This is a genomic window from Paraburkholderia domus (assembly GCF_905220705.1).
GTDB classification, from domain to species: Bacteria; Pseudomonadota; Gammaproteobacteria; order Burkholderiales; family Burkholderiaceae; genus Paraburkholderia; species Paraburkholderia domus.
Window position 1 is genome coordinate 1 of record NZ_CAJNAT010000008.1, and the last position, 25,215, is coordinate 25,215.

Genomic DNA, 25,215 nt, shown 5'->3' on the forward strand with positions numbered 1-25,215 from the left:
AGCAGCGTCACCTGCTTGCGATCTTCACCTTCTATGAATCGCTTCATCCGGTCACCCATGCTGAATGCGTTAATCCAGTTTAGGCGATCAGCGCGTTTTCACACAAGCTCGACCCTGAGCGGACAATTTTCACGCTGCACAGCGGACGTTCACGCCCGCGCTTTTCAGGACGATTGACCAACTCGGCCGTCAAGTAGCTTATGGCCGTGACCGTGAAACAAGGACCTATTGTTACAACGCAGAATGGTCTGTTTGCATATTTCACTGCATCTGCACCCGGACTATGCGCAAACCGGGAACCTTGACTTGGTCGCTTCGTGAGATCCATCGCCCGCCCGACCAATTTCACACTGTGTATCTAATCGAATGTGTTCCAGCGCACACAGAGCGATGGAACAAACCTTGTGCAGCATCTATGCTGCTCGGACTGTTGCTGATAATTCATTTACGTGAAATCGCTCCAAATGCGATCTTCGTGAGTGCGCCACAAAGCGGCTTCACATTTTGCTTTCAAACGGCCTCTTTATTTCTTGCGAGATAATGCTGATGGCTTACAATGAGATCCTAGAACTACACCCTCGAGACCTGCGAAAACGTGTGTATGTGGTAACAATACTGATGATCCTTGTAGGCGCATCAGCTGTCGTTTACGAATTTTTACCGCAATGGATCCATTCCCCCCAGTGGCTAAATAGTGCGAGAGGATTAGCTAATGCTTTTTTTGCAGTTTTCGGCTCAATTCTGGCGGCGGCTCTTGTGCCACTTTCCATTCACTTCTATAGTGATTTGGTACGAAAGAAAACGAAGGCAAAATTCACTGGCTTCTTTTTTCTGCCCCCAAGTCGAAAAGCCATCATCGTTCTTCCGCGATTCAAAATTGAAAATTCGACCGGCGTCTCGCAAGACACCGGCGTTAATAGCCTATGCCTGAAGGAAGTAAAAGAACTGGATCGGGCTTGTGTATCAATCGACGATCTTGTCGCGGCGCGGCATATTTCGGCAATGTTTGCCGAACATCAGATGCCTGTGCCAAGGATATTTTTTGATGATGACGTGTGGGAAGTTGTTTTCGGAAAAACGAATACGGACGACGATCGGCACAAGGAAATTCGCGAATGCAAGACATTCATCGTGGTCGGACTATTTTCTAACGCGATTTCCACTGAGTTAAATAAATCATTAGATGCGGACCGGTCCTTTAGGCTATCAACCTTAGAAGATGCAAACAAAGGCGACAGGCACGTCGAAATCGCCCCCATGGAAAACACGTCTCCCGAGCAGCTCCGGAGATGGGGCGCTGAGGAGAGTTCCGTCTCGAGTGGAGCTCAGCGTGGCAGCTTTGGTTTGATTGCCCGACTTTCTTTGCCCGGGGAGCGAGTCGCGCTACTGGTCGGAGGCGGAACGGCTCGGGCGACACGCAAAATGGCATCGCACTTGCGGCGGCATTGGTTGCAGCTTTACGATCTTCGCGAAATGGAACGCGATGTCCTGATGGGTACGAACTCTTTCTCGATGGAATTCGCGGTGTCGGATGTATTAGGTAGTAGGCCTGTACGCGGCCGCGCTTACTACCGGTCCGACGCGATCGAAACGGAGAGTCACCCGGTCCGATAGGAATGCCGAAATTGGGCGCTTTCCGACACATTACGATCGAATGTGTGCGAGAGATTCGTGAAGGTATGTTTCCTTTAGCGGCCTGATTCAGCAGATGGCCGGGGTAGCACGCAGCGCTCGATTGCCAACGATCCAGCCCTTGCTGTCGACCGGCCGAAATTGGCCGAACCCGGAAATACGAGGTCGCCTCGAACACCGCGATCCCTGGTTGAAAGCCGAACTTCCGCAGACGACCCACAAGGGTCATCCGATTGTCCGCATAACGGACATTCGATTTATCATCTCAGCCATGATCGAACCATCAGCCGCGATGAACCAAGACAGCGTATTTCCGCATCCATCGGCCGTGCGCGCCACAGTGGCCTATCTGCTCAGTGTGACGGCAGCCACTACCTATATCATCGCCTCAAGATTTCCGCATGTAATCGTACAGCGAGCTTTGGGTGGGCTGCTTTACCCCCTCTGGCAAACACTTTTAGTTCTTCTTTCAGACTGCGGTCTTATCGGCGTCATTTGGTTACCAGCGGCGTTCTTTTCCGCTTTGCCGTGCGTTCTGCTCAACCTCCTAGCTTCCCGGTACCGTATTCGAAACCCTTTCTTTTATGTCTTTGTGGGATGTGGTTTAGCGGTTCTCGCTGTCACTCCCGTAATCTCGGCAACATCTGGTTGGACGTGGTACACAGATCCCCCAAACCCTCCACCGCCCCCGACGTTTTGGCAGGAATTCCATTCAATCGCAAACGTATTCGCAGTTGCGGGTGCCATCGCAGGCCTAACGTACTGGTTCGCAGCAGGCCGCCATTTTCGCCGGAAGTACAACCTTACCGACAGCAAATAAAGTTGCCGCTGCGCCAAACAGCGCAATTACACGTCAGACGTCGAAGCTCGTCGTCCCATCAAGAAGCCCAATATGGCGATTACGAAACAGAACGCGGTGACGCGTGCCGTCGATATCACGCCGTGTGTAACGTTCTCTTCCGCTCGCTCTTGTGTAAGTTTGTAGACTTCGCCGCCGTTCGAAGTTAAACGGACCGGTTGAGGGCCACAAAACTCCACATGCAAGACAGAGCCGGACGACAGACCTTGCAGAATCTCCACTGGGAGCGGGCCGTGAGTATGTGCGCCTTGCGCCGCTAACAGAAACGAATTGCCTTCGTTGACCAGGAATGTTCTCACTCCGCCGAATCCCTCACGGACATACAGCGTCCCATCCCGGCCAACCACATGGCATGGCAGGCCAACAGGTTTTTCCTGCCATAAACCGATCGTGATTGAAAGCGCAGTCACGCCGCCCAATATCCCGAACAGATACAAAATTGTCCCCAGTATTTTCATCGTCGCTATCTTTATGTGTGGTTCCGTCTGTCCCAGCCGATGCCGTCACGCCAAGTTCAGAGTGCGATTCGCGGGCCATTGTCTTCGATATAGCCTAGGCTGTCGATCGACCGCTCCTGGCCGCACTGAGTCCGACGACGACCGGCTCAGGACGACCCTGAAGGGACGGTCGCCGTTGCGTAAAGCGGCCATTCGAAGGACATAACTATGAGCAAATCTGCAATGTGATATCTGCCCCGACAACAATGCGACCATCTTCAGTCGCAAATGCATTTTTCACCGTCTGCCCTGTAGACCGCTCGATGAGGGAGACACGCCTGCCCGACGACTGAAGATATGTTTGCCCCCAGTCCAGGAGCATGAGCAACACTGGCCCAAGGCTTTGGCCCTTCTCTGTAAGAACGTATTCGTTCCGTTCTCGCTCCCCCGGCTCCCGATACGGGCGCGAAATCAAAATGCCAGCATTCGTGAGCAAATCAAGCCGACTGCTCAGCGCATGTTTTGACGCTCCAATGTCTTCGCGTATCGCGTCGAAGCGTGTCACGCCATAGAACGCCTCGCGAAGAATCAGCAAGACCCAACGATCGCCGAGTAGGCCGGCCGCATGTGCAAGACCGCATTCGTTTATCGCAACGAGCGGGCGATTTCGCTGTCTCCCAGCGTTTAGTGATGCTTCCTTTGACACACTCCGTCCTCCAGTGCTAATCTAAGTCTGAAAATCAGACTTAGATATTTTACTCAATTTCTTTGGAGTGGTGTATGCCTTTTGTCCACGTGCACACGATCACCGGCATTCTCTCGGATGACCAGAAAGCCGAGATGCTCAGGCGAATCACTGATTTGATGGTCGAAATCGAGGGGCATGGAGATCCGTCATTTCGCTCGTCAGTGTGGGTAAAGCTCGACGAGCATGTACCCTCGCAATGGAGCATTGGGGGCGTGATTCCTACGCCCGGAATGATCGCGTCAAAGTTCCCTCCAATCGCATAGAGGACTGCTTTTCGCCTTGACCTCGAATGACCGTTCATGGCCGCACTGAGCCCGACGACGACCGACTCAAGACGGTAGAGTCGAGTTGTGGCGCCGTAGCATTAGGTTCGGTTTGTCTGTCGCCGCCCCTTTCGTCCGGAGGTATCCGGCCATCGAATTATGTGGAGTAGGACGAAGCATCGTCTGGCCGCCAAACACCATGATCGCAAGTACACGGTACCACGCGATACCACGATGGTGTGCCGGGGCTGACTTAGTGGCTTCCTCCGCAGTTTTCTGGCTATTAAAGCCTACTCGAAGGCGAACGAACGCTAATGTTTTCGCAGTCAAGGCGCTCGGCTGGGATGGCCACGGCGCAAAGTCGCTCCAGCTCGATACAGAGGCGAAATCCGTTCCTCAACTTCTCGGATTTCGGGTATAACTGCTTCAGATTTAGCTTATGCGCGAGGTCTATCGTGAGGATCGCCCACCTTCGGCAGTTCCTAATCCAGAACGGCATACCTGAGGACCAATTTCAACGACTCAGCAGCTTGGCGGAAGAGCTGCCCGAGTCAAATATCGCAGCTGAGATTGGTGGACTGGACGAAACGGAGGCCGCGACCTTGCTGTCCCGCCTCCTTCGGAAATTGGCGCCGGCTATAGGCGTGTCGTTCGATCATCCTGACGTACTAAGTCAGCTTGGATTTCCAGTGTCAGAGCCGGCAGCAGCAACAAGTCCAGCAGCGGCTGCTTCTGCAGCGGCGGACGCTGCTTCTGCAGCGACGGACGCCAATCACTATGCAGATGGAAATGCCGGATAGGAGCGGATCATGGAGCATAATTGGCCCGCGCTGATTAAGGCTGCAGCGCTGCGAATCGCTGGATTGAAGCGTTATTGGAAACTTATCTCCGGATTTGTCTATCGGGTCTCTTTGCTCGCAGAAACCCGCGAGGCCAAGAAGATTGAGAACATGATCAAATACCTTGACGGGGTATCCAAGACCTTAACAGTCTTGAAGAAGAACGGAGTTCCGGATGAAAAAATTCAGGAACTTGCAATTGAACTCAACGTTCCACTCATCCAGGCCAATTTGGAGGGGATGATAATTGCACGGAAGTTTGTCTTAGCACCAACTAGTCCGGAGGCTTCCCAAAATGCCTCTTCGCGGGATCCCTCGTCCGACTCCAGCAAGCCCTCGTCAGGGGATCCCCCACCTCCACAAGCGCCTTAACTCGAGGCACGTCCGGCGTCGGCACGTTGTCGGTGGTCTGGTATGTGCAGCGAGTGCATACCGTCGGAGGGCTGATGCCGACCGCACCGTGTCCGGCAGAACACGAAATCGGTAGCTCACCCTATCTTGCGGATTACGTTTTCTATCGATAATAGGCGCCGCGCCTTCGACTGAAGGTGCTTGCACAGGGGATCGATATTGGTCCGAATGGTGCCTGTCTTGCCCGGCACTTCCACCGCGCGGTCAAACCGTTTGGTGCGAGGGCTCCCATTCGCGGTTGTTAACGTGCGAATGTCAAAATGCGAACTCGTAGCGGCCTCACCAACGCCGATCTCCCGATATCGGCTTCAGCCGAACGAGCTCCAGATGGCATCGTCCGACCAAGGCCCGCTGTCAGCGGCGAAGCCGACATTCAAACGTCCACGCAATGGCCCGAATGAACGTCCGTTGCTGGCCGCTCATTGCCTGTCGCCGATCGGCGGCACGCGCCTCAGATGGATGTGAAAACGCATTGATCGCCTAAGCTGAATCAACGCACTGAGACCGAGTGACTCATGAAGCAATTCGTCGAAGGCGATGACCGCAAGCAGGTCGCACTACTTCCCGAATGTGTCGATGACTACATCGGACAGGACAACCCGGTCAGAGTCATAGACGCCTTCGTCCCGGAATGTCGGCAGTGATTCCGCAAACTTTAGCGCGTACCGAGACGCTCCATGCACACGTAATGAATGCCTCGCACGATTGGCGACCCATAGTTACCCGATGAGGGATCACCATCTGAGCAGCTCGCGCAACCGGGCAATTATCCAGTTCATTTCGACTACGCTGCACCAGTCCTTGCCGGCGATAGCTTCCCAGATGCGCTGCAGCACCACATCGTGAGAATTCTGCGGGTACTTTGCCGCGCCCTTTCGGGCGGGCACAACCAGTTGCTGCGCCAGGTCCTCGCATATCTGCCATCGCTCCATTCGCTCTTCTTCGGTCAGTCCGACGACAAACCGGCCGTTGATCATGCGCGCCGCCAGCTTCGGCTGTGCGCCAGCGAGCGCGGCAGGCGCGGCATCACGCGGAAAGTCGTCAGGTGCCCTCATCATTTTCGCCTCAAAAAACACGAGGTGGTGATTTGTAGGACGCGGTCGATACGTTCAAGATCCCTATCAAGCTCGAACGTGGAAACCCGGAATATACGGTATGAATCTGGCCCTGCTGGGCAATGCTGCCGGACGCTCGCAGCAGCCCTCTTCTGCCAGTCCAGAGTCAAGATTACGCCAGGTGTAAAAGGAATGGCGCGACCTACCGCATGACCATCACGGGCGTCGTGGCATTTCCCCCATATTCGAGAAAACTGGACGAAGCGATCCGCCGCCTGCAGAGTTTTCAAAGCAGCGCCCACTGTCGTCCGACGCACCCTGCGTTGCGTCCTTATGCAGGGAACATCTGGCACCCTTATAGTTCTTTCCTATCTCAAATGTTGCACCGCAACGCGTATTTTGCCGTTGGAGCAGACTTTGTTGTCTGTTAACGCGTCGTTAGCGATTGGTGCAGACTTTGTTGTGCGCCCATACCAGCACCCAAGAAAATAACGCGTGGCCACTTCATCTTAAAAGGTTCCAGCCATTATCAGGGCTGTGCTAAGCCAGCTGATTCAGCGCACTTTTTTTGATGGTCCGATGAGGTAGCGGCCCACCTCGAACGATGTGTCTTTGTTTTGCAGCAACCGTGATCGACGGTTCGCGAAGAAAAGCTCGGAATTAACTTGAAGATTCTCGTCACCCAAGCCAAACATCGAAACGAGAGCCTGGACAGAATGGAAGGTAACAATCAAGCAATACCCGCGTACCCTTTCTCGCCATATTCACCATCGTGATATCAGTCCGCCGGACGAAACCGACATCACGACGTACAACTTCGTTTGGCATGAAAAAGCTATAGTTCATCTGGTTCGCGAAGACTGCGTTGTCAATTAACGGGATCGATCTTTGCGGCCGCTGCCAGCAGCCCTTCCACCGCTTCGCTCCTGCAGGCTATTGAGAAATTTTCTCCAGCTCAATACCCTTCGTACGCGGCCCCATCAACCCAATGGCGAGCATTACAATCAGCATCGCACCGGCGATGAACACGAACACGCCGGTCGTGCCAAACTGCTTCAACACGGCGGCAATCAAAAACGCTGTGAAGATCGCTGAAAAACGGCTCCATGAATAGACGAACCCTACCGCGCGCGCGCGAATGCTGGTTGGAAAGAGTTCGGTCTGGTAGGCATGGAAGCTGTAGGAAATGATATTGCCGGCAAGCGTCAGACACACCCCGAGGCTCACCAGCAGCACCGCGCCCGATGCCTGGCTGAACCACAGCCCGCAGACAATATTCACGGCAGCCATCACCACAATCACAGTCTTGCGCTCGAACCGGTCGCCGATGAAAAGCCCGATAACCGGACCTACTGGCGCAGCCAAAGCGATCACGCTCGAGTACATCAGGCTTGTGGTGATCGTGATGCCCTGCTTGATGAGCAGCGTCGGTACCCAGTTCGCAAAGCCGTAGAAGCCCACCGTCTGGAAGATGTTGAAGATCGTCATCATCAGCGTGCGGCTGCGGTAAGGGGGCACCCACATGTCGCGGAAGCTACCACGCGGTGCAACCGGCATCGGCGGCGCGGGCGGCGGCAATTCGCGGCCATACTCTGCGCGCACTTTCGCTTCTAGCTCGGTCATTACGCGATCCGCTTCCGCTAGACGCCCTTGTTGTGCGAGCCAGCGCGGGCTTTCCGGTAACGCGCGACGAATCCACCAGACAAACACTGCACCGTGCGCGCCGATCAGCACGACCCAGCGCCAGCCGTCCAAGCCGAGCAATGTGCGCGGCACCAGCAGATACGACAGGAACGCCACCACCGGCACCGCCGTAAAGCCGACTGCCTGCTCGCATGCGAACGCGCGCCCTCGGATCTGCTTGGGCACCAGTTCGGAAATATACGTGCCGATCGTCACCAGCTCGACGCCAATGCCGATCCCCGCAACGAAGCGCCAAAAATTCAAACCGGTAGCCGATTGTTGAAAGGCCATGATGACGTTGGCTGCAACGTACCAAAGCAAAGAATACGTAAAGACTGACCGCCTTCCAAATCTGTCGGCAAGAAATCCGCACGCAATAGTGCCAACGAATAAGCCCGCAAACAGTGCAGCAATAAAGCTCGCGATTCCGGTAGAACCAAAGAGGCCGTGAGTCGACGACGTCAGGAGGCCACTCTTCACCAGCCCAGGCGCGACGTAACCGGTGTACAGAAGATCGTAGAGTTCAAAGAAAAACCCCAGACTCAACAGGATAACTAACTTCCAAATGGTCCGGGTAGGCGGCAATCTATCTAACCGTGCCGAAATTGCACCTGCATCGACGATGCAGGTGCTTGGGTCCAAATTTGTTGTGCTCATAATTGATCAGTTTCCAGATAGTCGGATGTCCGACGCTATTCACTGCTTGAGAACTGCGATTGAGCGCGGGGAATCAATGCCGCTCGTCTTCGACTTTCATTTAAAAGTGCGGTGCAGCAAAGCACTGGATTTCACACTATGAAATCAAAAAGCTTGATTTGCCGGCAACAACGAGGGGTTAAAAATTCAGATTTATCGCCCGACGAGGCCGACAGCAAAGCCAGAGGATCCATTCTTAACCCCCTTAATTCCACACTCACAGGCCACGAAGCGCCAGAAATTCAAACCCGTCGCCGTGTCCTGAAAGGCCATCACGACGTTGGCCGCCGTGTACCACAGCAGCGAATACGTGAAAACGGCGCGGCGTCCGAAGCGATCCGCCAGAAAACCGCATGCGATCGTGCCGATGAACAACCCGCTGAACAACGCGGCGATGAGACTCGCAACACCGGTCGAGCCGAACAGACCGTGCGTCGTCGCGGTCAGCAGGCCGCTTTTGACGAGGCCAGGCGCGACATAGCCCGAATACAGCAGGTCGTACAGTTCGAAGAAGAAGCCGAGGCTCAGCAGCACCACCAGCTTCCAGATGGAACGCGTGGCGGGCAGCCGGTCGAGGCGCGCGGAGATGCTGCCGGCGTCGAGCGTCATCTCGGCCACCCGCACAGTCGCGTTTGCGGAAGACGCCGCGCCGCCGGCGCTGCGCGCGACGGACCCGGCGTGATCGGGGGATGCCATATAGTCTGTCTCCTGGTGATACGGGTCATGCTGGCGATGCACGATGATGCTCGCCGGCCCCGGTCTTGTGCCGGGCTGTCGTACTTTCGCGTGTCACGCGCACCACGATGCCGGGCCACAAGGTCCGGCCAGCATTCTAGCCGCGTGCGTGCTTCAATTGTTCGAAGGTGGTGATTTTTCCGGCCAGCGCGCTCGCGGCGACGGTGTACGGACTCGCGAGCCACACATTGCCCGGCCCGGAACGGCCAGGGAAATTGCGGTTGATCGCGCTGATCGTCACCTCGTTCGCATTGGCCGACTGCCCCGGTCCGCAATTCGCGCACGACCCGCAGCCCGGCATCACGAGCGTCACGCCCGCACGCTCGAAAACCGGCAAATAGCCTTGGCTCTCACAATACGCGCGCACTGCCATGGTGCCGAATTGCAGGAAGAGACGCGTGCCTTCGGGCACGCGCATGCCCCGCTCCACGCCCCAGCGCAATACCTCGTGATAGAAGTCGAAGTCTTCGCGCTTGCCCGCCGTGCATGAGCCGCCATACGCGATATCGATCGCGACGTCCTGCTCCAGCTGCGGCGCCGGCACGCCGTTGCCCGGATCGCCGGGACGCGCGAGCATCGGTTCGATCGCGGTGGCGTCGATGCGGATCGTGTCGCGATACGTGGCGCCTGGATCGCTTTTCATCCAGTTCTCAAGGGTGAAATCGACGCCGCGGCGCGCCTTCAGAAACGCCACCGTGCGTTCGTCCGGTTCCACGATGCCCGTGAAGCCGCCCAGCTCGGCGACCATGTTGGTCAGCGTCGCGCGCTCGTCGATCGACATTGCGCGTACCGCCGCGCCGCCGTATTCGAACACGAGACCGATCGCATCGCCCGAGCGGATCGCGTCCATCTGCAACAGATGCAGCACGACGTCCTTCGCGGTGACGCCGTCGCGCAAGGCGCCGTCGATTTCAATGCGCAGCGTCTCCGGCACTTTGCAGCGCACGTAGCCCGTCACCCAGCTATTGGCAATTTCCGTTGCGCCTGCACCGAATGCAAGGCAGCCGAGCGAGCCCGAATGCGGCGTGTGCGAGTCAGTGCCGCACGCGACCTGTCCCGGCAACGCGTACTGCTCGGCCATCAGCGCATGGCAGATGCCTTCAGAACCGGGCGAGTTATCGAGCGCGCCGTGCGAGCGCACCGGATAATCGCGCGAAAACGACGTGTGCCCTTCCATCAGATTGGCGACGCCCGGCAGCAATCCATCGCGGACGTGCGGAATGCTTTGCGAGGCAAGCACCAGATGATCCTGGAACGCGATGATGTGATCCGGCGCATGCAGCGGCGCGGGCTTGCCGAACGCGCGATGCATCAGATGCGCGCACATGCCGGTGAAGTAGTCGTGGCTGAAGCGCCAGTCGGCGGCAATGAACACGCCATCGCCGCGCCGCGCGCTTTCAATGCCAGGATGAAGATGGCGCTCGATGATCTTCTCGACCAGCGTCTTCGGCTCAGCGGCGTTTGCGGCGCTGGTGGCGCTGGTGGCATTTGCCGCGTTGGCCATCTCCCGCACGCGCGGCGCGGGCCAGTTCGCGAACTTGCTGTACGCAAGCAGGCCACCGCTGCGAATGATCTGCTGCGTGAGCGCATCGCGGCCTTTGAGAAACTCGTCGATCGGCACCGCCTCGCCCGCGATCAGACGATCGAGCACGGAGAAATCGGTGGTCGTGAGGATGCCGATATTGTCGCAATTCTGCTGGTAGATACGCTCGAAACTCTCGGCGACGATCAAACGAATGCCCGCCGACAACTCCGCCAGCGGGCTCGATTCGCGCGACGAACCCTTGCCGTAGCGCTTACCCGCCACGGTCACCTGGAAGCCGCCGTCCCTGACCGCATGGCGGCCGATCGGCAGGCGCTCGCCCGCCTTGAAGCCGACGTATGGATACTGGCCGAGGCGCTCGTCATAAGTCAGCATGACGGTGACTGGCGTGATTTCGTCGGTAGACACGTTATCGCGCAGCGCGCCTGCGGTAGCGCGCGTGAAATTTTTGCCGGCGAGTTGTGCCTCGATCACCGCGGGGTCCTGGGACAGGTACAGCACGCGGCCGTCCAGACGAATCGTGTCGCTCATATGCATTCTCCTTGCGCTCACTATACGGCGCGCGTCAGCGATGCCGAAGTGCCGGTCCAGCAAGGCAGACGTCTCGTTTGGAGAATGATGCGGGGCGTCCCGCGGGCTAGGGCTTGCTGCCGAGAAAGCCCACCAGCGCCGCTGCGCTCGCGCTTAACTGATCACGCGACTTGAAGATCATGATGAGATGCCGCACCGCCCAGGCGTCGCTCAAGGACAGCAACCGCACGTCGAGCGCATTCACGTAGAGCAGCCCGACCTGCTCGGGCACGACGGCTATGCCAAGGCCGGCATGGACCATCCGGCACAGCGCATCGAGGCTGCCGACGCGGATTTTTACGTCGAGCTGCCGGCCCGCGCTGGCCGCCTGCTGCGCGAGAAGCTGCGTGAGCGCGCTCTCGCTGCGCAGGCCGACAAAGCTGTCGGCAAGCAACGCCTCGAACGCCACGCGCGGCACGTCAGCGAGACGATGACCGCCCGGCACCAGAACCACCAGCCGGTCTTCCCGATACGGCACCTGCTGGAAGGCTTCGCTGCCCGCCACCGGGTTGCAGATGCCGAAATCCGCGCCATGCTCGCCGACGATACGCAGCACGTCCGCGCTGTTCTCCTCTTCCAGTTCGATCGACACTTCCGGAAACACGCGCCCGAACGCCGCCACGTCCTCCGGCAAAAACTGCACGATCGACGAGAGATTCGCCACCAGCCGCACCCGCCCCTTCGCTCCCGACGAAAAGCGCGACAACTCGGCGCTCATCTGTTCGATGTTGCCGATGATCGCCTGCGCATAACGAAGCACGGTCTCGCCGACCGGCGTCACCGTAATACCGCGCGACTGCCGCTGAATCACCGGCAAGCCGATCATTGCTTCGATCTCGGCGATACGCCGGCTCACCGCGGAAGACGCGATGAACTCGCGCTCAGCCGCGCGCGCGATGTTCTGCTCCTGACAGACGGCGACGAACAGGCGCAACGAGGTGAGGTCGAGCTTCTTGAGGAGATTTTCCATGGATGTTGCGCTTCACATTGGGCACAGACCCAACGCTAGCATAGAGGCGCTCATTGGCCTCATACCCGCTTCCGGATTGATTCGGTTGATAGCGCGCGTCGCGTCCCTCGCGTTCCAATAGGGACGAAAAAAAGCGGGACGCAAGCGTCCCGCTCTCTTCTCACCTGGTGCTGATGCTTACGCGTCCAGATAAGCCACTTCGCCATGCAACTCAGTATCGAGCCCGTGCTGCGCGGCCGCGTCACCCACCTTAACGGGTGTCACGCGGTTGATCAGCCATAACATGCCCCACGTGAACACGAACGCCCAGACGCCGGACACGAGCACCGCCACGCATTGCTTGACGAAGAAAGCGCCGCCACCCAGCAACAGGCCGTCCGCGCCATTCGGATTCCACGCCTTCGACGCGAACACGCCGAGCAGAACGGTGCCGACCAGGCCACCCACGCCATGCACGCCCCAAACGTCGAGCGCGTCGTCAAGGCCGAGCCGGTTTTTCAGCGCAACAGCGTAGTAACAGATCACCCCCGCAGAAATCCCGATCACGGCGGCGGTGCTCAACGACACATAGCCGGCTGCAGGTGTGATGGTCGCGAGGCCGGCGACCGACCCGGTCAGCAAGCCGATGAATTTCGGTTGCCGTGCGTTGGCCCATTCGATCAGCAGCCACGTAATGGCAGCGAAGGAAGCGGCGACGTCGGTGTTAAGGAAAGACGAAGCCGTGATGGCGTCGACGCGCAACTCGGAGCCGGCGTTAAAGCCGTACCAGCCGAACCACAGCAGGCCCGTGCCGAGCGCGATCAACGGCACGTTATGCGGCTTGTGCGTGACAGTCTGACGCCGCCCCACATACAACACCGACGCTAGCGCGGCAAATCCGGCCGTATTGTGGACCACAATTCCGCCCGCATAATCCAGCACGCCCCACTTCGCGAACAGACCATCCGGACTCCATACCATGTGCACGAACGGAAAATACACCAGTACCAGCCAGCCGGTCAGGAACAGGAAGTACGCCTTGAACGTCACGCGATTGGTGAACGCACCCGTGATCAGCGCCGGCGTGATGATCGCAAACATCATCTGATAGGCGACGTGGACCACCAGCGGAATGCCCGCATCGTTGCCCGTGTACATGCTTTGCAGCGTAATGCCGCGCAGGAACGCATAGTAGGTCGGGTCACCGATGATGCCGTGCCAGCTTGGGCCGAAGCACATCGAGTAGCCAAACGCGAACCACAGCACAGTGGTCCATGCGAGCGAAATGAAGCTCTGCATCATGATCGCCAGCACGTTCTTGCGCTCGACAAGGCCGCCGTAGAAGAACGCGAGACCCGGCGTCATCAACATGACGAGGCTCGCGCAGAGCAGCATGAAAGCGGTATTGCCGACGTTGATCGGCATGGTTGCAGGAAGCACAGCTTGTCTCCTTGATTATCGTCGTGACATGTGCCCCGGCAGCGCGAGGCACTGGCGTCGAAAAAGAGCCCTTCAGTGCGGAACTTGCTTGCAATTTGTAGGGTTCATCTGTTTTCGCGCGCTTGTGGCAGCCGAAAAGTAGTCCCGCGCCGGATGCGGCGCAATACGGCTGGCCAATATAGTGGGATTCACCTTAGCCATATGGCCACTGCAGGCCACTGCTGGCGACCGTTCGCCACCGTTAGCGCGCTGTAAGCGCGGGTAAACCACGTCCATTCGACCGGCTCGATTGAGCCTGGCGCAACATCGGGTACCCCATCGAACCTACGCGGCGTTCGGCAACGAACCGGGCGCGATGCGTTTGAGTCTGCGCGTCGCCGTCATGCGAGGTCGACCGGCCTCTGATTGCCATGCGTCCGCAAAAGCGTCGCTTTTTCGCGTCAATCTTCACGAACCCACAGCAATCACCGCGTCCGCCATCCCGACCCAAAAACTCCTATGATTTGAAAGAGATATTTCTTACGAAGCGACATTTCATCACTTCGCGAAACAGCTTATTGTAAAAAAGTAAAAAGACTTTGGAACCGGTTCCATTTACCATGGCGCCGAAATCCGACGACTGTCCGTGGGGCGTCATGGCGCGCTCCCATCTCGTGATAAAGAACAATATGGCTCAATCTCCTCTCAGTTCCCGCCGCGGCTTCTTACGCACGGCCATTGCGCTGGTTCCCGCCGGGACCCTCGCCGGCTGTGAAGTCAAGCAATCCGCCACAACCGTTCAGGGCTCGAACGGTGCCGCCTCCGCGGGCCAGGCCTCCGGCGCCGACTACAAGCCGCATTTCTTCGACGCGAAGGAATGGGCGTTCATCCATGCGGCCGTCGATCGCCTGATTCCATCGGACAGCGAAGGCCCGGGTGCGGTCGAAGCCGGCGTACCCGAATTCATCGACCGGCAGATGGATACGCCGTACGCGCACGGCGCGCTCTGGTACATGCAAGGGCCGTTCGCGCAAGGCGTGCCGGAACTCGGCTATCAGTTGAAGCTCGTGCCGCGCGATCTGTACCGGCTCGGCATCGCTGCGGTGAACGCCTACTGCACGAAGACCTACTCGCATCCGTTCGACGCCCTCGACGCGCCCACGCGCGACACCGTGCTCGCCGCGCTGGAGAAAGAATCGATCGATCTCGCGGAAGTCCCGGCTGGCGTCTTCTTCGGCCAGCTGCTGCAAAACACCCGCGAAGGCTACTTCTGCGATCCGATCCACGGCGGCAATCGCGACATGGGCGGCTGGAAGATGATCGGTTTCCCCGGCGCGCGCGCCGATTTCATGGACTTCGTCAACCAGAACGGCCAGGCCTATCCGTATGGCCCCGTGTCGATTGAAGGAAAGCGCACCTGATGACTACACAAACCAAACCGCACGTCGACGCGGTGATCATCGGCTTCGGCTGGACCGGCGCGATCCTCGCCAAGGAACTGACCGAGGCGGGCCTCAAAGTGGTGGCGCTCGAACGCGGCGAATATCGCGACACCTATCCGGACGGCGCGTATCCGAACACGATCGACGAACTGACCTACAACGTCCGCAAGAAGCTCTTCCTCGATCTCTCCAAGACCACCGTGTCGATCCGTCATAACGTCGGCGATACGGCCCTGCCCTATCGGCAGCTTGCCGCGTTTCTGCCGGGCGAAGGCGTCGGCGGCGCGGGGCTGCATTGGTCGGGCGTGCATTTCCGCATCACGCCGGAAGAGCTGCGTCTGAAGAGCCACTACGAAGAACGCTACGGCAAGCGCTTCATTCCCGAAGGAATGACGATCCAGGATTACGGCGTCAGCTACGACGAACTCGAACCGCATTTCGACTTCGCCGAGAAAGTGTTCGGCACCTCGGGCCAGGCTTATAAGGTCAACGGCAAGGTGGTCGGCGACGGCAACGTGTTCGAAGCGGCGCGCAGCGACAACTTCCCGCTCGCCGCGCAGTTGAACACATATTCGGCCGAGCGCTTCGGCAAGGCCGCGCGCGAACTCGGATTGAACCCGTACCGCCTGCCTTCCGCGAATACGTCGGGTCCGTACACGAACCCGTACGGCGTGCAGATGGGACCGTGCAACTTCTGCGGATTCTGCAGCGGCTACGCGTGCTACATGTATTCGAAGGCATCGCCGAATCTGAACATCCTGCCGGCGCTGAAGCAGTCGCCTAACTTCGAACTGCGCTCGCGTTGCCATGTGCTGCGCGTCGAACTCGACGACACGAAAAAACGCGCCAAGGGCGTGACGTACGTCGATCCGGCAGGCAGCGAAGTGTTTCAGCCGGCCGATCTCGTGATCGTCGCGGCGTTCCAGTATCACAACGTTCATCTGCTTCTGTTGTCGGGCATCGGCAAGCCGTATGACCCGATCTCGGGCGAAGGCGTAGTCGGCCGCAATTTCGCGTATCAGAACCTGTCGACGATCACCGCGTTCTTCGACAAGGACACCTTCACCAATCCGTTCATCGGCGCGGGCGGCAACGGCGTCGCCGTGGACGACTTCAATGCCGACAACTTCGATCACGGCCCGCTCGGCTTTGTCGGCGGCTCGCCCTTGTGGGTGAATCAGGCCGGCACCAAACCTATCAGCGGCATCGCGACACCGGCCGGCACGCCGAACTGGGGCACGGACTGGAAGAAATCGGTAAAGGACCACTACGCGCACACGATTTCGATGGATGCACACGGCTCCAACATGTCGTATCGCGACGTGTTCCTCGACCTCGATCCGACCTATCGCGATTCATACGGCCAGCCGCTGTTGCGCATGACCTTCGACTGGAAGGACAACGACATCAAGATGGCGCGATACGTGACCGGACAGATGCACAAGATCGCGCAACAGATGGGACCGAAGGCCATTAACGTCTATACGCGCGAATTCGGCGCGCACTTCGATTCGCGCCGCTACCAGACGACTCACCTCGTCGGTGGCGCGATTATGGGCACCGATCCGAAGACGAGCGTGCTGAACCGTTACCTGCAAAGCTGGGACGTGCACAACGTGTTCGTGATGGGCGCCTCAGCGTTCCCGCAAGGCATCGGCTATAACCCTACCGGCCTCGTCGCCGCGCTCGCCTATTGGTCGGCGCGGGCGATTCGCACGCAGTATCTGAAGAATCCCGGGCCGCTGGTGAGCGTATGAAGAAAAACATCGATATCAAACGCCTGGGGCGGGCATTCAAACGCGCGGGCGCAGCGTCTTTCTGCGCGGCGGCTATCTTGTCCGCTCCGCTCGCCGCGCAAGCAGCAACGCCCCAACCTCAAGCCGACGCGGCGTTGATCGCGCACGGCGAATACCTCGCGCGTGCGGGCGACTGCATTGCGTGTCACACGGCGCAATCGGGCAAGCCCTTCGCGGGCGGCCTGAAGTTCGACACGCCGATCGGCGCGATCTACTCGACCAATATCACGCCCGATCGCAATACAGGCATCGGCTCATGGACCTTCGCGCAGTTCGATCGCGCGGTGCGTGCAGGTGTACGGCCGAACGGCGACACGCTGTATCCGGCGATGCCGTACCCCTCGTATGAGCGTTTGAGCGAAGACGACATGCACGCGCTGTATGCGTACTTCACGCAAGGGGTCGCGCCGGTGAACCAGGCGAACCGCGCGGTGGATATCGTCTGGCCGCTGTCGATGCGCTGGCCGCTCGGCATCTGGCGTTATCTGTTCGCGCCTGATCCCGTCGCGTTCGACGCGAAGCACTATGCCGATCCAGTGATCGCACGCGGAGCTTACCTCGTGCAAGGCCTCGGCCACTGCGGCGCCTGCCACACGCCCCGCGCAATCACGATGCAGGAACGCGCATTGAGCGATCTCGACGGCTCGGTGTTTCTCGCGGGCGGTGCGGCGATCGACGGCTGGGTTCCGTCGAACCTGCGCGGCAATCCGCGCACCGGCATCGGCGCATGGAGCGAAGCCGACCTCGTGCAATTCCTGAAGACCGGACGCACGCAGCACAGCGCGGCATTCGGCGGCATGACGGACGTCGTGCAGCACAGCATGCAGCACATGAGCGATGCCGATCTCACCGCGATCGCGCGCTACCTGAAGACACTGCCGTCGACCGATCCGAAGGAAACGCCGTACGCGTACGACGATACGGCGGCTCACGCCCTGCGTACAGGCAACGCCACGGCGCAGGGCGCCGCCGTGTACCGCGACAACTGCACCGCCTGCCACCGCAGCGACGGCCGTGGCTACACGCGCGTGTTCCCGGCACTGGGCGGCAATCCGGTCGTGCAGGGTAAGGACGCGACCTCGCTGATTCATGTGCTGCTGGCCGGCAACACGCTCGAAGGCACGAAGACCGCGCCGTCCTCGTTCACCATGCCGGCGTTCGGCTGGCGCCTGAACGATCAGGAAGTCGCCGACGTCACGAACTTCGTGCGCAACAGTTGGGGCAACACCGGTTCGACGGTCAGCGCGACGGATGTCGCGAAGGTCCGCAAGACCGTCACCGTGCATGCGCCCGACATGCCACCCGGCGCTGCGCTAAGCCATTAGTATCGCGCCCGCTCTTGCAACACGTCCGCGGTCAGGACGCGTTGCAAGAGCCGCGCAAGCCGCTTCCCCCGCTTCACGCAATCTGCTCCGTTGTTCAGGAGCGGACCGCGTGCGTGCGGAAAAAAGAGAGATCGCCATTCAGGCGACTTGAGATAGACGATCCAACCGAGCTATAACCAAGATGAAAAAGCAATTGATTGCTGCACCCCTGCTGCTGTCTTTCGCCGGCATTGCGTCCGCGCAGAGTTCCGTCATGCTGTACGGCATCGTCGATGCGGGTATCACGTATCGCAGCAACGAGCGCATCGGCTCCACCGGCGCTTACACGGGACACTCGAACGTTGCGGTAACGAGCGGCAACCTCTCCGGCAGCCGCTTTGGTATCAAGGGCCAGGAAGATCTCGGCGGCGGCTGGAAAGCGCTGTTCCTGCTTGAAGACGGCTTCGACGTCACGAACGGCAAAACCGGTCAGAACGGTGGGCTGTTCGGCCGCCAGGCGTTCGTCGGCATCGGCAGCCAGCAATACGGCACAGTCACGCTCGGTCGTCAGTACACCTCGCTGAACGACTTCGTCGCGCCTGTCGCGCCGGTGGCCATGGTCGGCGGCTACGGCGCGCATCCGGGCGACATCGACGATCTCGATCAGACCGCGCGCGTCAACAACTCGATCAAGTACACGAGCGCGAACTACTCGGGCTTTACGTTCGGTGCGCTGTATGGCTTCGGCGGTCAGCCGGGCAGCCTGAAGCAGCAGAATACATGGAGCGTGGGTGCCGGGTACGACAATGGCCCACTGCATGTAGGTGTCGGCTACGAGCGTTCGGATAACAGCAAGAACGGGCCGAAGGACTCGACGTACGGCAAATGGAGTGGCACGGACGACGGCCTTTTCAATTCGTCGATCAATGAAGGTTACGCGAGCGCGCAATCGCAACAGATCATGGCTGCAGGCGCCACGTATGATTTCGGCCCGGCCATCGTCGGTGTCAACTACAGCAACGTGCAATACCGCTCGGGCGCCGATTCGTTGTTCAACGGGCATGCGACGTTCAACATCGCGGGCGTGTTCGGGCAGTGGACGATCCGCCCGGCCGTGCAACTGTTCGCAGGCTATAGCTATACGCGCGGCGGCGAAGTGGAAGGTGTGGATGAGCGCGCGCAGTATCACAACGTGACGCTCGGTGCGCAGTACAACCTCTCGAAACGTTCAACGGTCTATCTGATGGGCGGTTATCAGCACGCGTCCGGTATCACGCTGGATGCGCTCGGCAATCCGGTCGCGGCGACGGCGTCGGTCAGCGACAAGGGCAACGGCCACTCGTCGGACACGCAGTCGCAGGCGATCGTGAGTATTGGTTTGCGGCACCGGTTCTGATGAGCTTGTGCGGCGCCGGAGCGGTTGGCCGGCGCCGCTGCTTTGCCCACCGCGCTGGAATGCGTCACCACTGTCCAGGAGCGATTGCAGCGACTTTCCGGCAGTGGATTGGTGAGAAAGCAGCCGTAGTGATCGGCTTGCCTCTCGCGCTCATTGCTGTTGCTGCACTGCGCTGATCATCTCAAGATGTCGCGCCTCTGTCTCGTCGTCTGCGGGAAACATGCATTCGATGCGCAGCTCCTGCGCCGCGACGGTTTGCGGTGTGCCTACGGTTGCGACCATTGAAAAGTAGTTCAGGACCTTGCCGTCCTTGACGAAGCCAATGGGTATCACCGGCATGGCTGCTGTAGTAGCGGACCCGCTCCCCGCGGTACGCTGGGACGGCTTCAAATCAGCTTGCACATCCGGATATGCACGTAGCGATTCAAGCAACTCCTGCGTCTGATCGTCGACCACGCGACCGACCGACTCCCGATAGACGCGTTGAATCAGGCTATTCGCCACCGCTTGCCAATCGGCAACGAACGGACGCATCCCATCTGGATCGAAAATCAGATGCAGCATGTTGCGTGGCCCTTTGCGCGCAGCCATGTCGATGAAGCAATTGAAAAAGCGCGGCGCGGAATCGTTGGTCAACAGCACGTTCCAGTAGCGATCCATGACGAGCGCCGGAAACGGCTCGTGTTGGCGCAACATGCGCCCGAGCGCGTGGGTGACGCTCTGCATTTCCTGTGCGTTCCAGGCGCTATCGGCATACGTCGGCGCATAGCCCGCTGCCAGTAGCAGCGTGTTGCGTTCGCGCAGAGGAATGTCGAGCGTCTGAGCGATATCCATCAGCATCTGGCGGCTCGGCACGCTGCGGCCGCTTTCGATAAAACTGATGTGCCGCTGCGAGACACCCGCATTGAACGACAAGTCCAACTGGCTGATGCCGCGCATGTCTCTCCAGTGACGCAACAACGCGCCGAGGTCATTCGGCGGCGTCTTCCTTTCGGGATTCGCAGGATTCATCGCTCTCTTATCCGCAAGTCGGTATGGATCAGGTCTGGCGATCGGCGGCGCCGGAGAATCATCTATTCCCGGCACCAACCGGTCGATCGAACCGCGCCGGTCAGCATACTCCCTCGCGCTGACCGGGTCTTTCCAGACGGGATCTACGCGTTCCAGACGTATTCCTGGAACGGTGCCTCCAGAGGAGGCTTGGTGATGTTGCCCGCGTAGTTCGTAATCGTCGAGGCGGCCACTACCGTGAGAACTTCGAGCACCTGGTCCTGACGGAAGCCGGCCTCGAGAAACTGGTTCACGTCATGGTCACTCAGGTGTCCGCGCTTCTCGATCGCTGTTTTCGTCAAGGTCGAGAGTGCCGCATGCTTGCGATCGGCAGGCGCACGGCCGTCGCGAATCGCTTCGACGTCGGCGGGTGAAAGTCCCTCTTTCAGTGCAAGCGCGGTGTGAAATGCAGCCGCCCATGAACAGGCGTTGGTCACCGCGTTAGTCAGCAACAGCGTCTGTATCTGCGCTTCCGTAAAGGTGCCCGAATGAACCTTCTGGAAAATACCGATGAAGCCGCTGATCAGCACCGGCGATTCAGCCATGGCTCCCGCGATGTTGGGGATAAGGCCGAAGTTTTGCTCGAGTTGCCGCAGCACCGGCTTGGATTGTTCGGGTGCGGATTCAATCGTATGAATGTGAAACGTCGACATGGTGTGTCCTCGATCATGAACGCTGCTCGGGATGAGCTGTGCGATGACCGAAGATTAGGTGGATGCGAGCGGCTCGCCAATTACCTCGGATGTAATAGGTTTGCGTCTTCCCGGTATCGAAATGAAAAGCCGCCAGGAGGATGCAGCGCCGAGGCGAGCCGTCTTACACCGCTTCCGGCACCCTGCGCGATTTCAGAAACGCTTCGAGTGTTTCGCCTCGCATGCTGGCGTACATGCCGAGATTCGTGATCTTCACCACGCGCGCGAATTTCTCGAGCACGAAGAAACACACGCCATACCGAATCAGGCCGATCCAGTCCGCGTTGTCGACGAGCCCGCGTTCTTCCGCCGTCAGGCCGGCGGCATCGTAGGCGGCAGTCCGGTTCTCCAGCCAGAGCGTGCGCGCCGGTGCTTCGCGCATCTGCCAGAAGAAGCGGTTCAGGCGCATTGCTTTCATACTCTGGCGGATATCGAACGGATACGTACCCGTCAATTCTTCGACGCCGATCAGTTGCGGGTTCATTGCGCCACCTCATCTTCATAGAGCGTCACGGCCATCGCGGTACTCGTCGCAAGGTAATAGTTGCGATGCAGCTCACGAACCTTCGGCCCCAGCGCGCCGCGCATCGCCAGCCACATGATCGTCTCCACACTTTCCGCGCCGCCGAGGCGCACGTAGTCGACATGTTTCATCGCGGCAAGACGCTGCGGGTCATGGACGATCAGATCGAGGAACTCCATGTCCCAATCGGTATTGTTGAAACCGCTGCGCTCGCCGTGGACCTGGTGAGACAGGCCGCCGGTGCCGACCACCACGACACTCAGATCCTGCTCGAACGACTCGATCGCGCGGCGCAGCGCCTGACCGAGACGGTAGCAGCGGTTCGCCGTGGGCAGTGGATATTGCAGCACGTTGACTTCCATCGGCACGAGCGACATCGGCCAGCCGCCGTCATGCGGCACCATCAGCGAGAGCGGCGAATTGCATCCGTGATCGAGCGCACGGTCCTGAAAAATCGTCAGATCGAACTCGTCGTTGACGAGCTGTTCCGCAATGTGGATAGCCAGGTCGGGATGGCCCGCGATGTCCGGCAGCGGGCGCTTGCCCGCGCCCTCGTCCGCGAACTCATGATTGGCCGACACGCCTAGCGCGAAAGTCGGATAGCAATCGAAGAAGAAGCTATTGGCGTGGTCGTTGTAGAACATGACCATCACGTCCGGCTTACGCTCGGCGAGCCAACTGGCCACCGGTTCGTAGCCTTTGAAGAGCGGCGCCCATGCGGGATCGTTCTGCTTACCCTTGTCGTATGCCATGCCGATCGTGGGCACATGCGACGTGCCGATTCCACCAATGATCCTTGCCATATCTCGCTGCCTTTCAGTGCTTCGTGCTGTGCGCAAGCGCGCGTCAATCGGATAGGTCGCGATTGCAACCATCGTGGGATACAACAATATGGATCATGCAGGTTTGCTGAAAGTGCGGGTAAACCACATTCACACCGATTAAATTGCCCGCAAGCGCCCTGAATGCCAGTGGCCGGTGGTCGGATAAGCGCCGGAAGCCGCACCGGATATAGGATTTTGGGTATCCCGGGTGAGCGTATCGCGTCCCGGCACATCTTCCTCGCTATCTGCCCGCGATAAACAAAACAGATGCCCATGAAACGAAGTCGCAAGCCGCTTGCCAAGCGTGGTGCGAGACCTGATGCGTCGCTATACTTGATGGCGTCAAATGAGTCGAGACCCATGAACGAGATCACCCTGCACACGATCGCGAGCGCGTTAAACATCCGCGAACCAGCGCGACACCATCCGTGAGCAACAAAGAACTTCTCAACCTGGCGCAACTGCGCGCATTTCGACTCGTTGCCGATATGGGTAGCGCAACGCGTGCAGCAGCGGCCTTGTTTCGCGCCCAGTCGGCGGTGACTCGTTCGGTTCAGGAACTGGAGTCGGTGCTCGGCGAGCCCCTCTTCGATCGCGGTCCCTCGGGCATGCTCCCGACGCCGGTTGGCCGCGCCGTGCTGCAGCGTTGCGAGCGCATCTTCGCCGAGCTGGAAGAACTCGCGCAGTGGTGCCTGGCGAGGCAGGCACGTCGGCGGCCGACCGCGGAAGGTGCGCTGCCGGCTTATCTGCTCAACACCCGGCGGCTTCAGCTTTTCACCGCGTTGGCGCGGCATCGGCATATGCCGAGTACGGCGAAGACCTTCGGCATCAGTCAGCCGGCAGTGAGCACCGCGATTCGGGTGCTGGAAAGCGGCTCCGGTTTGAGTCTGTTTCATCGCGGCCCGCGCGGGATCCTGCTCACAACGGAGGGGGAGACGTTTCTGCTTCACGTGCGCCGCGCGCTGAACGAATTACGGCATGTACCCGACGATATTGCCGCTCTGCACGGCAAGATTCAGGGTGCGGTGACTGTGGGCGCGTTGCCGCTCGGGCGCACGCTGCTTCTGCCCAAGGCGATCGCGCGAATGACCGCGGAGCATCCAGGCGTGACGGTCGTTACTGACGAAAGCGCTTACGAGGCGTTGGTCGCGGGCTTGCGTGCGGGCGATATCGACTTCATTCTCGGCGCACTGCGCGACAACGACGCCAGCAGCGGCCTGAAGAACGAGCGCCTGATGTCGGAGGACATGGTGCTTCTCGTGCGCCACGATCACCCGCTCACTCACGCGCGCGATCTGACCATCATGGATCTGCGCGACGCGCAGTGGGTCTTGCCGCGCAGCAATGCGCCGGCTCGCGCGCTATTCGAAGCGCAGTTCAAGCGAATGAAAGTGAAGCCGCCCATGCCCACCGTCGAGACGGCCGACCTTGCGGTGATTCGCGGGCTGCTGGTCGGCACGGACATGGTCGCGGCGCTGTCGGCGCAGCAGTTGCACTATGAGGTTCAATCTGCCCAGCTAGCGGTGCTCGGCGTGCAGTTGCACAACACCCGGCGCGACATAGGATTGACCGTGCGCGCGGCAGGCACGCCCTCACCTGCCGCGCGTGCGTTGATCGACGCGATCCGCCTGTCGGTTGTCGATGCCACGCGGACGATCAGTACCACCGCTAAATAGTCGCTGCGCCGGCGGGGCTTTCACATCGGTGATTGCGGCAAGTCGCACGCACAAACTCCTGGCTAATGAGGCGAGTCCCGGGACCGGCGCCGCGCTGCTTTCGCGCTCTCTCATAACCCTCGCACATACCGGGGCATCTGCCGTATCGCTAGCTTTAGCGCGGCAAAACCACTGGAAACTGGAATTCTGAATTACAAAGATGGCCAGAATATGCTGCTGCCGCCTTGGTCGAATAGTGACGATCAATACAACGGAAGCAGATTATGAAGAGCCAACCACTTTTGTTCGCCCTGTTCGCGGTCGCCGCGCTCTGGAATGTCAATTGCCAGGCCGCGCAGCCGGACTACGCCTATTCGACGACGGTGCGTCTTTCCGACGGCAAAACGCTGGACTGCGCGGTGAACGAGCCCCTGACCGCCGTGCGCGACTCCAGCACGACGCTCACCCGACGCGAAACAACGGAAGCCGACGTATTGGCGACTTCCCGATTGCGCCTGCTCAGCGGCCCCACGTCTGAGTACCCATCACCGTACACCGCGCCCAACGTCACGTGCGGGGCAACCGGTTGACGTTGAACGGCATGACGGCACTCGTGCTGCTTATTCGGTGCGATGCGGAACATCGTCAGGAAAAGGATACGGGGCGTGAGGCCCTGGCCATTCCGCCGCCGGTG

22 protein-coding genes and 2 pseudogenes are annotated in these 25,215 nt (G+C 59.4%); 12 read left to right on the forward strand and 12 right to left on the reverse strand.

Annotated elements, in window-relative coordinates; all coding sequences use genetic code 11:
- The first annotated feature begins 546 nt into the window (after positions 1–546).
- Positions 547–1,614, forward strand: a complete 1,068-nt coding sequence (locus KHO31_RS16205) for a hypothetical protein (protein WP_201084405.1) — start codon at positions 547–549, stop codon at positions 1,612–1,614.
- An 864-nt stretch (positions 1,615–2,478) separates the two neighbouring features.
- Here the strand turns inward: KHO31_RS16205 and KHO31_RS16210 are convergent.
- Both KHO31_RS16210 and KHO31_RS40020 read right to left on the reverse strand, forming a co-directional pair.
- Entirely contained in the window at positions 2,479–2,949 is a 471-nt protein-coding gene (locus KHO31_RS16210; RefSeq protein WP_201108371.1) for a hypothetical protein, read from the reverse strand.
- Between the two features lie 205 nt (positions 2,950–3,154).
- Positions 3,155–3,634, reverse strand: a complete 480-nt coding sequence (locus KHO31_RS40020) for a winged helix-turn-helix transcriptional regulator (protein ID WP_201139253.1) — start codon at positions 3,632–3,634, stop codon at positions 3,155–3,157.
- Between the two features lie 74 nt (positions 3,635–3,708).
- Between KHO31_RS40020 and KHO31_RS16220 the strand changes: the two genes are divergently transcribed.
- From KHO31_RS16220 to KHO31_RS39705, 5 genes and pseudogenes are all read left to right on the forward strand, one after another.
- Positions 3,709–3,939 carry a tautomerase family protein gene (locus KHO31_RS16220; protein ID WP_201084408.1) on the forward strand — a complete coding sequence of 77 codons (231 nt, stop codon included), beginning with the start codon at positions 3,709–3,711 and terminating at the stop codon, positions 3,937–3,939.
- 809 nt (positions 3,940–4,748) lie between these two features.
- The gene (locus KHO31_RS16225; protein ID WP_201084409.1) at positions 4,749–5,150 is read left to right on the forward strand and encodes a hypothetical protein; all 402 of its coding nucleotides are present in this window, start codon (positions 4,749–4,751) and stop codon (positions 5,148–5,150) included.
- Positions 5,151–5,173: 23 nt separating this feature from the next.
- A pseudogene (locus KHO31_RS16230) lies at positions 5,174–5,302 on the forward strand (DUF3455 domain-containing protein); the annotation flags it as partial.
- A 214-nt stretch (positions 5,303–5,516) separates the two neighbouring features.
- Entirely contained in the window at positions 5,517–5,654 is a 138-nt protein-coding gene (locus KHO31_RS16235; protein WP_201108373.1) for a hypothetical protein, read from the forward strand.
- Between the two features lie 50 nt (positions 5,655–5,704).
- Positions 5,705–5,833, forward strand: a complete 129-nt coding sequence (locus tag KHO31_RS39705) for a hypothetical protein (protein WP_268962505.1) — start codon at positions 5,705–5,707, stop codon at positions 5,831–5,833.
- Positions 5,834–5,923: 90 nt separating this feature from the next.
- Here KHO31_RS39705 and KHO31_RS16240 read toward each other — a convergent pair whose 3' ends face one another.
- From KHO31_RS16240 to KHO31_RS16265, 6 genes and pseudogenes are all read right to left on the reverse strand, one after another.
- A complete protein-coding gene (locus KHO31_RS16240) occupies positions 5,924–6,247 on the reverse strand; it encodes a hypothetical protein (RefSeq protein WP_201108374.1) in 324 nt (107 codons plus the stop codon).
- A gap of 930 nt (positions 6,248–7,177) precedes the next feature.
- Positions 7,178–8,584: an MFS transporter gene (locus tag KHO31_RS16245; RefSeq protein ID WP_201076084.1), complete on the reverse strand. Its 1,407-nt coding sequence runs from the start codon at positions 8,582–8,584 to the stop codon at positions 7,178–7,180.
- Positions 8,585–8,845: 261 nt separating this feature from the next.
- Positions 8,846–9,319: pseudogene (locus tag KHO31_RS16250) on the reverse strand (MFS transporter); the annotation flags it as partial.
- Between the two features lie 136 nt (positions 9,320–9,455).
- On the reverse strand, positions 9,456–11,432 hold the full coding sequence (locus tag KHO31_RS16255) for an aconitase family protein (RefSeq protein WP_201076082.1): 1,977 nt from the start codon (positions 11,430–11,432) through the stop codon (positions 9,456–9,458).
- Positions 11,433–11,538: 106 nt separating this feature from the next.
- On the reverse strand, positions 11,539–12,441 hold the full coding sequence (locus KHO31_RS16260; protein ID WP_201076080.1) for a LysR family transcriptional regulator: 903 nt from the start codon (positions 12,439–12,441) through the stop codon (positions 11,539–11,541).
- Positions 12,442–12,618: 177 nt separating this feature from the next.
- Positions 12,619–13,860 carry an ammonium transporter gene (locus KHO31_RS16265; protein WP_201076079.1) on the reverse strand — a complete coding sequence of 414 codons (1,242 nt, stop codon included), beginning with the start codon at positions 13,858–13,860 and terminating at the stop codon, positions 12,619–12,621.
- A gap of 668 nt (positions 13,861–14,528) precedes the next feature.
- Between KHO31_RS16265 and KHO31_RS16270 the strand changes: the two genes are divergently transcribed.
- From KHO31_RS16270 to KHO31_RS16285, 4 genes are all read left to right on the forward strand, one after another.
- Positions 14,529–15,260, forward strand: a complete 732-nt coding sequence (locus KHO31_RS16270; protein ID WP_211623709.1) for a gluconate 2-dehydrogenase subunit 3 family protein — start codon at positions 14,529–14,531, stop codon at positions 15,258–15,260.
- On the forward strand, positions 15,260–17,038 hold the full coding sequence (locus tag KHO31_RS16275; protein WP_201076077.1) for a GMC family oxidoreductase: 1,779 nt from the start codon (positions 15,260–15,262) through the stop codon (positions 17,036–17,038). The genes KHO31_RS16270 and KHO31_RS16275 overlap by 1 nt, the downstream gene beginning before the upstream one ends.
- Positions 17,035–18,402, forward strand: a complete 1,368-nt coding sequence (locus KHO31_RS16280) for a c-type cytochrome (protein WP_201076076.1) — start codon at positions 17,035–17,037, stop codon at positions 18,400–18,402. Before KHO31_RS16275 ends, KHO31_RS16280 begins: the two co-directional genes overlap by 4 nt.
- A gap of 181 nt (positions 18,403–18,583) precedes the next feature.
- Positions 18,584–19,777, forward strand: coding sequence for a porin (locus KHO31_RS16285; RefSeq protein ID WP_201076075.1), 1,194 nt, complete (start codon positions 18,584–18,586; stop codon positions 19,775–19,777).
- Between the two features lie 150 nt (positions 19,778–19,927).
- Here the strand turns inward: KHO31_RS16285 and KHO31_RS16290 are convergent, their stop codons facing one another.
- The 4 genes from KHO31_RS16290 to KHO31_RS16305 all read right to left on the reverse strand — a co-directional run bounded on the left by KHO31_RS16290 (position 19,928) and on the right by KHO31_RS16305 (position 22,845).
- Positions 19,928–20,788 carry a helix-turn-helix domain-containing protein gene (locus KHO31_RS16290; RefSeq protein WP_201076074.1) on the reverse strand — a complete coding sequence of 287 codons (861 nt, stop codon included), beginning with the start codon at positions 20,786–20,788 and terminating at the stop codon, positions 19,928–19,930.
- A gap of 143 nt (positions 20,789–20,931) precedes the next feature.
- A complete protein-coding gene (locus KHO31_RS16295; protein ID WP_201076072.1) occupies positions 20,932–21,480 on the reverse strand; it encodes a carboxymuconolactone decarboxylase family protein in 549 nt (182 codons plus the stop codon).
- 163 nt (positions 21,481–21,643) lie between these two features.
- Complete coding sequence (locus KHO31_RS16300; protein ID WP_201076070.1) at positions 21,644–22,003, reverse strand: protocatechuate 3,4-dioxygenase; 360 nt, start codon at positions 22,001–22,003, stop codon at positions 21,644–21,646.
- The gene (locus tag KHO31_RS16305) at positions 22,000–22,845 is read right to left on the reverse strand and encodes a gallate dioxygenase (RefSeq protein ID WP_201076067.1); all 846 of its coding nucleotides are present in this window, start codon (positions 22,843–22,845) and stop codon (positions 22,000–22,002) included. The genes KHO31_RS16300 and KHO31_RS16305 overlap by 4 nt, the downstream gene beginning before the upstream one ends.
- A gap of 449 nt (positions 22,846–23,294) precedes the next feature.
- Between KHO31_RS16305 and KHO31_RS16310 the strand changes: the two genes are divergently transcribed.
- Together KHO31_RS16310 and KHO31_RS16315 are read left to right on the forward strand one after the other, a co-directional pair.
- The gene (locus KHO31_RS16310; RefSeq protein ID WP_201076065.1) at positions 23,295–24,542 is read left to right on the forward strand and encodes a LysR family transcriptional regulator; all 1,248 of its coding nucleotides are present in this window, start codon (positions 23,295–23,297) and stop codon (positions 24,540–24,542) included.
- Between the two features lie 263 nt (positions 24,543–24,805).
- Positions 24,806–25,111, forward strand: a complete 306-nt coding sequence (locus KHO31_RS16315) for a hypothetical protein (RefSeq protein WP_201076106.1) — start codon at positions 24,806–24,808, stop codon at positions 25,109–25,111.
- The last annotated feature ends 104 nt before the right edge of the window (positions 25,112–25,215 follow it).

What these genes read in the sequence shown, in the direction of transcription:
- KHO31_RS16205 (WP_201084405.1), top strand. Translation starts at nt 547, where the DNA reads ATGGCTTACAATGAGATCCTAGAACTACACCCTCGAGACCTGCGAAAA.
- KHO31_RS16210 (WP_201108371.1), bottom strand. Translation starts at nt 2,949, where the DNA reads ATGAAAATACTGGGGACAATTTTGTATCTGTTCGGGATATTGGGCGGC.
- KHO31_RS16220 (WP_201084408.1), top strand. Translation starts at nt 3,709, where the DNA reads ATGCCTTTTGTCCACGTGCACACGATCACCGGCATTCTCTCGGATGAC.
- KHO31_RS16225 (WP_201084409.1), top strand. Translation starts at nt 4,749, where the DNA reads ATGGAGCATAATTGGCCCGCGCTGATTAAGGCTGCAGCGCTGCGAATC.
- KHO31_RS16235 (WP_201108373.1), top strand. Translation starts at nt 5,517, where the DNA reads ATGGCATCGTCCGACCAAGGCCCGCTGTCAGCGGCGAAGCCGACATTC.
- KHO31_RS39705 (WP_268962505.1), top strand. Translation starts at nt 5,705, where the DNA reads ATGAAGCAATTCGTCGAAGGCGATGACCGCAAGCAGGTCGCACTACTT.
- KHO31_RS16240 (WP_201108374.1), bottom strand. Translation starts at nt 6,247, where the DNA reads ATGATGAGGGCACCTGACGACTTTCCGCGTGATGCCGCGCCTGCCGCG.
- KHO31_RS16245 (WP_201076084.1), bottom strand. Translation starts at nt 8,584, where the DNA reads ATGAGCACAACAAATTTGGACCCAAGCACCTGCATCGTCGATGCAGGT.
- KHO31_RS16255 (WP_201076082.1), bottom strand. Translation starts at nt 11,432, where the DNA reads ATGAGCGACACGATTCGTCTGGACGGCCGCGTGCTGTACCTGTCCCAG.
- KHO31_RS16260 (WP_201076080.1), bottom strand. Translation starts at nt 12,441, where the DNA reads ATGGAAAATCTCCTCAAGAAGCTCGACCTCACCTCGTTGCGCCTGTTC.
- KHO31_RS16270 (WP_211623709.1), top strand. Translation starts at nt 14,529, where the DNA reads ATGGCTCAATCTCCTCTCAGTTCCCGCCGCGGCTTCTTACGCACGGCC.
- KHO31_RS16275 (WP_201076077.1), top strand. Translation starts at nt 15,260, where the DNA reads ATGACTACACAAACCAAACCGCACGTCGACGCGGTGATCATCGGCTTC.
- KHO31_RS16280 (WP_201076076.1), top strand. Translation starts at nt 17,035, where the DNA reads ATGAAGAAAAACATCGATATCAAACGCCTGGGGCGGGCATTCAAACGC.
- KHO31_RS16285 (WP_201076075.1), top strand. Translation starts at nt 18,584, where the DNA reads ATGAAAAAGCAATTGATTGCTGCACCCCTGCTGCTGTCTTTCGCCGGC.
- KHO31_RS16290 (WP_201076074.1), bottom strand. Translation starts at nt 20,788, where the DNA reads ATGAATCCTGCGAATCCCGAAAGGAAGACGCCGCCGAATGACCTCGGC.
- KHO31_RS16295 (WP_201076072.1), bottom strand. Translation starts at nt 21,480, where the DNA reads ATGTCGACGTTTCACATTCATACGATTGAATCCGCACCCGAACAATCC.
- KHO31_RS16300 (WP_201076070.1), bottom strand. Translation starts at nt 22,003, where the DNA reads ATGAACCCGCAACTGATCGGCGTCGAAGAATTGACGGGTACGTATCCG.
- KHO31_RS16305 (WP_201076067.1), bottom strand. Translation starts at nt 22,845, where the DNA reads ATGGCAAGGATCATTGGTGGAATCGGCACGTCGCATGTGCCCACGATC.
- KHO31_RS16315 (WP_201076106.1), top strand. Translation starts at nt 24,806, where the DNA reads ATGAAGAGCCAACCACTTTTGTTCGCCCTGTTCGCGGTCGCCGCGCTC.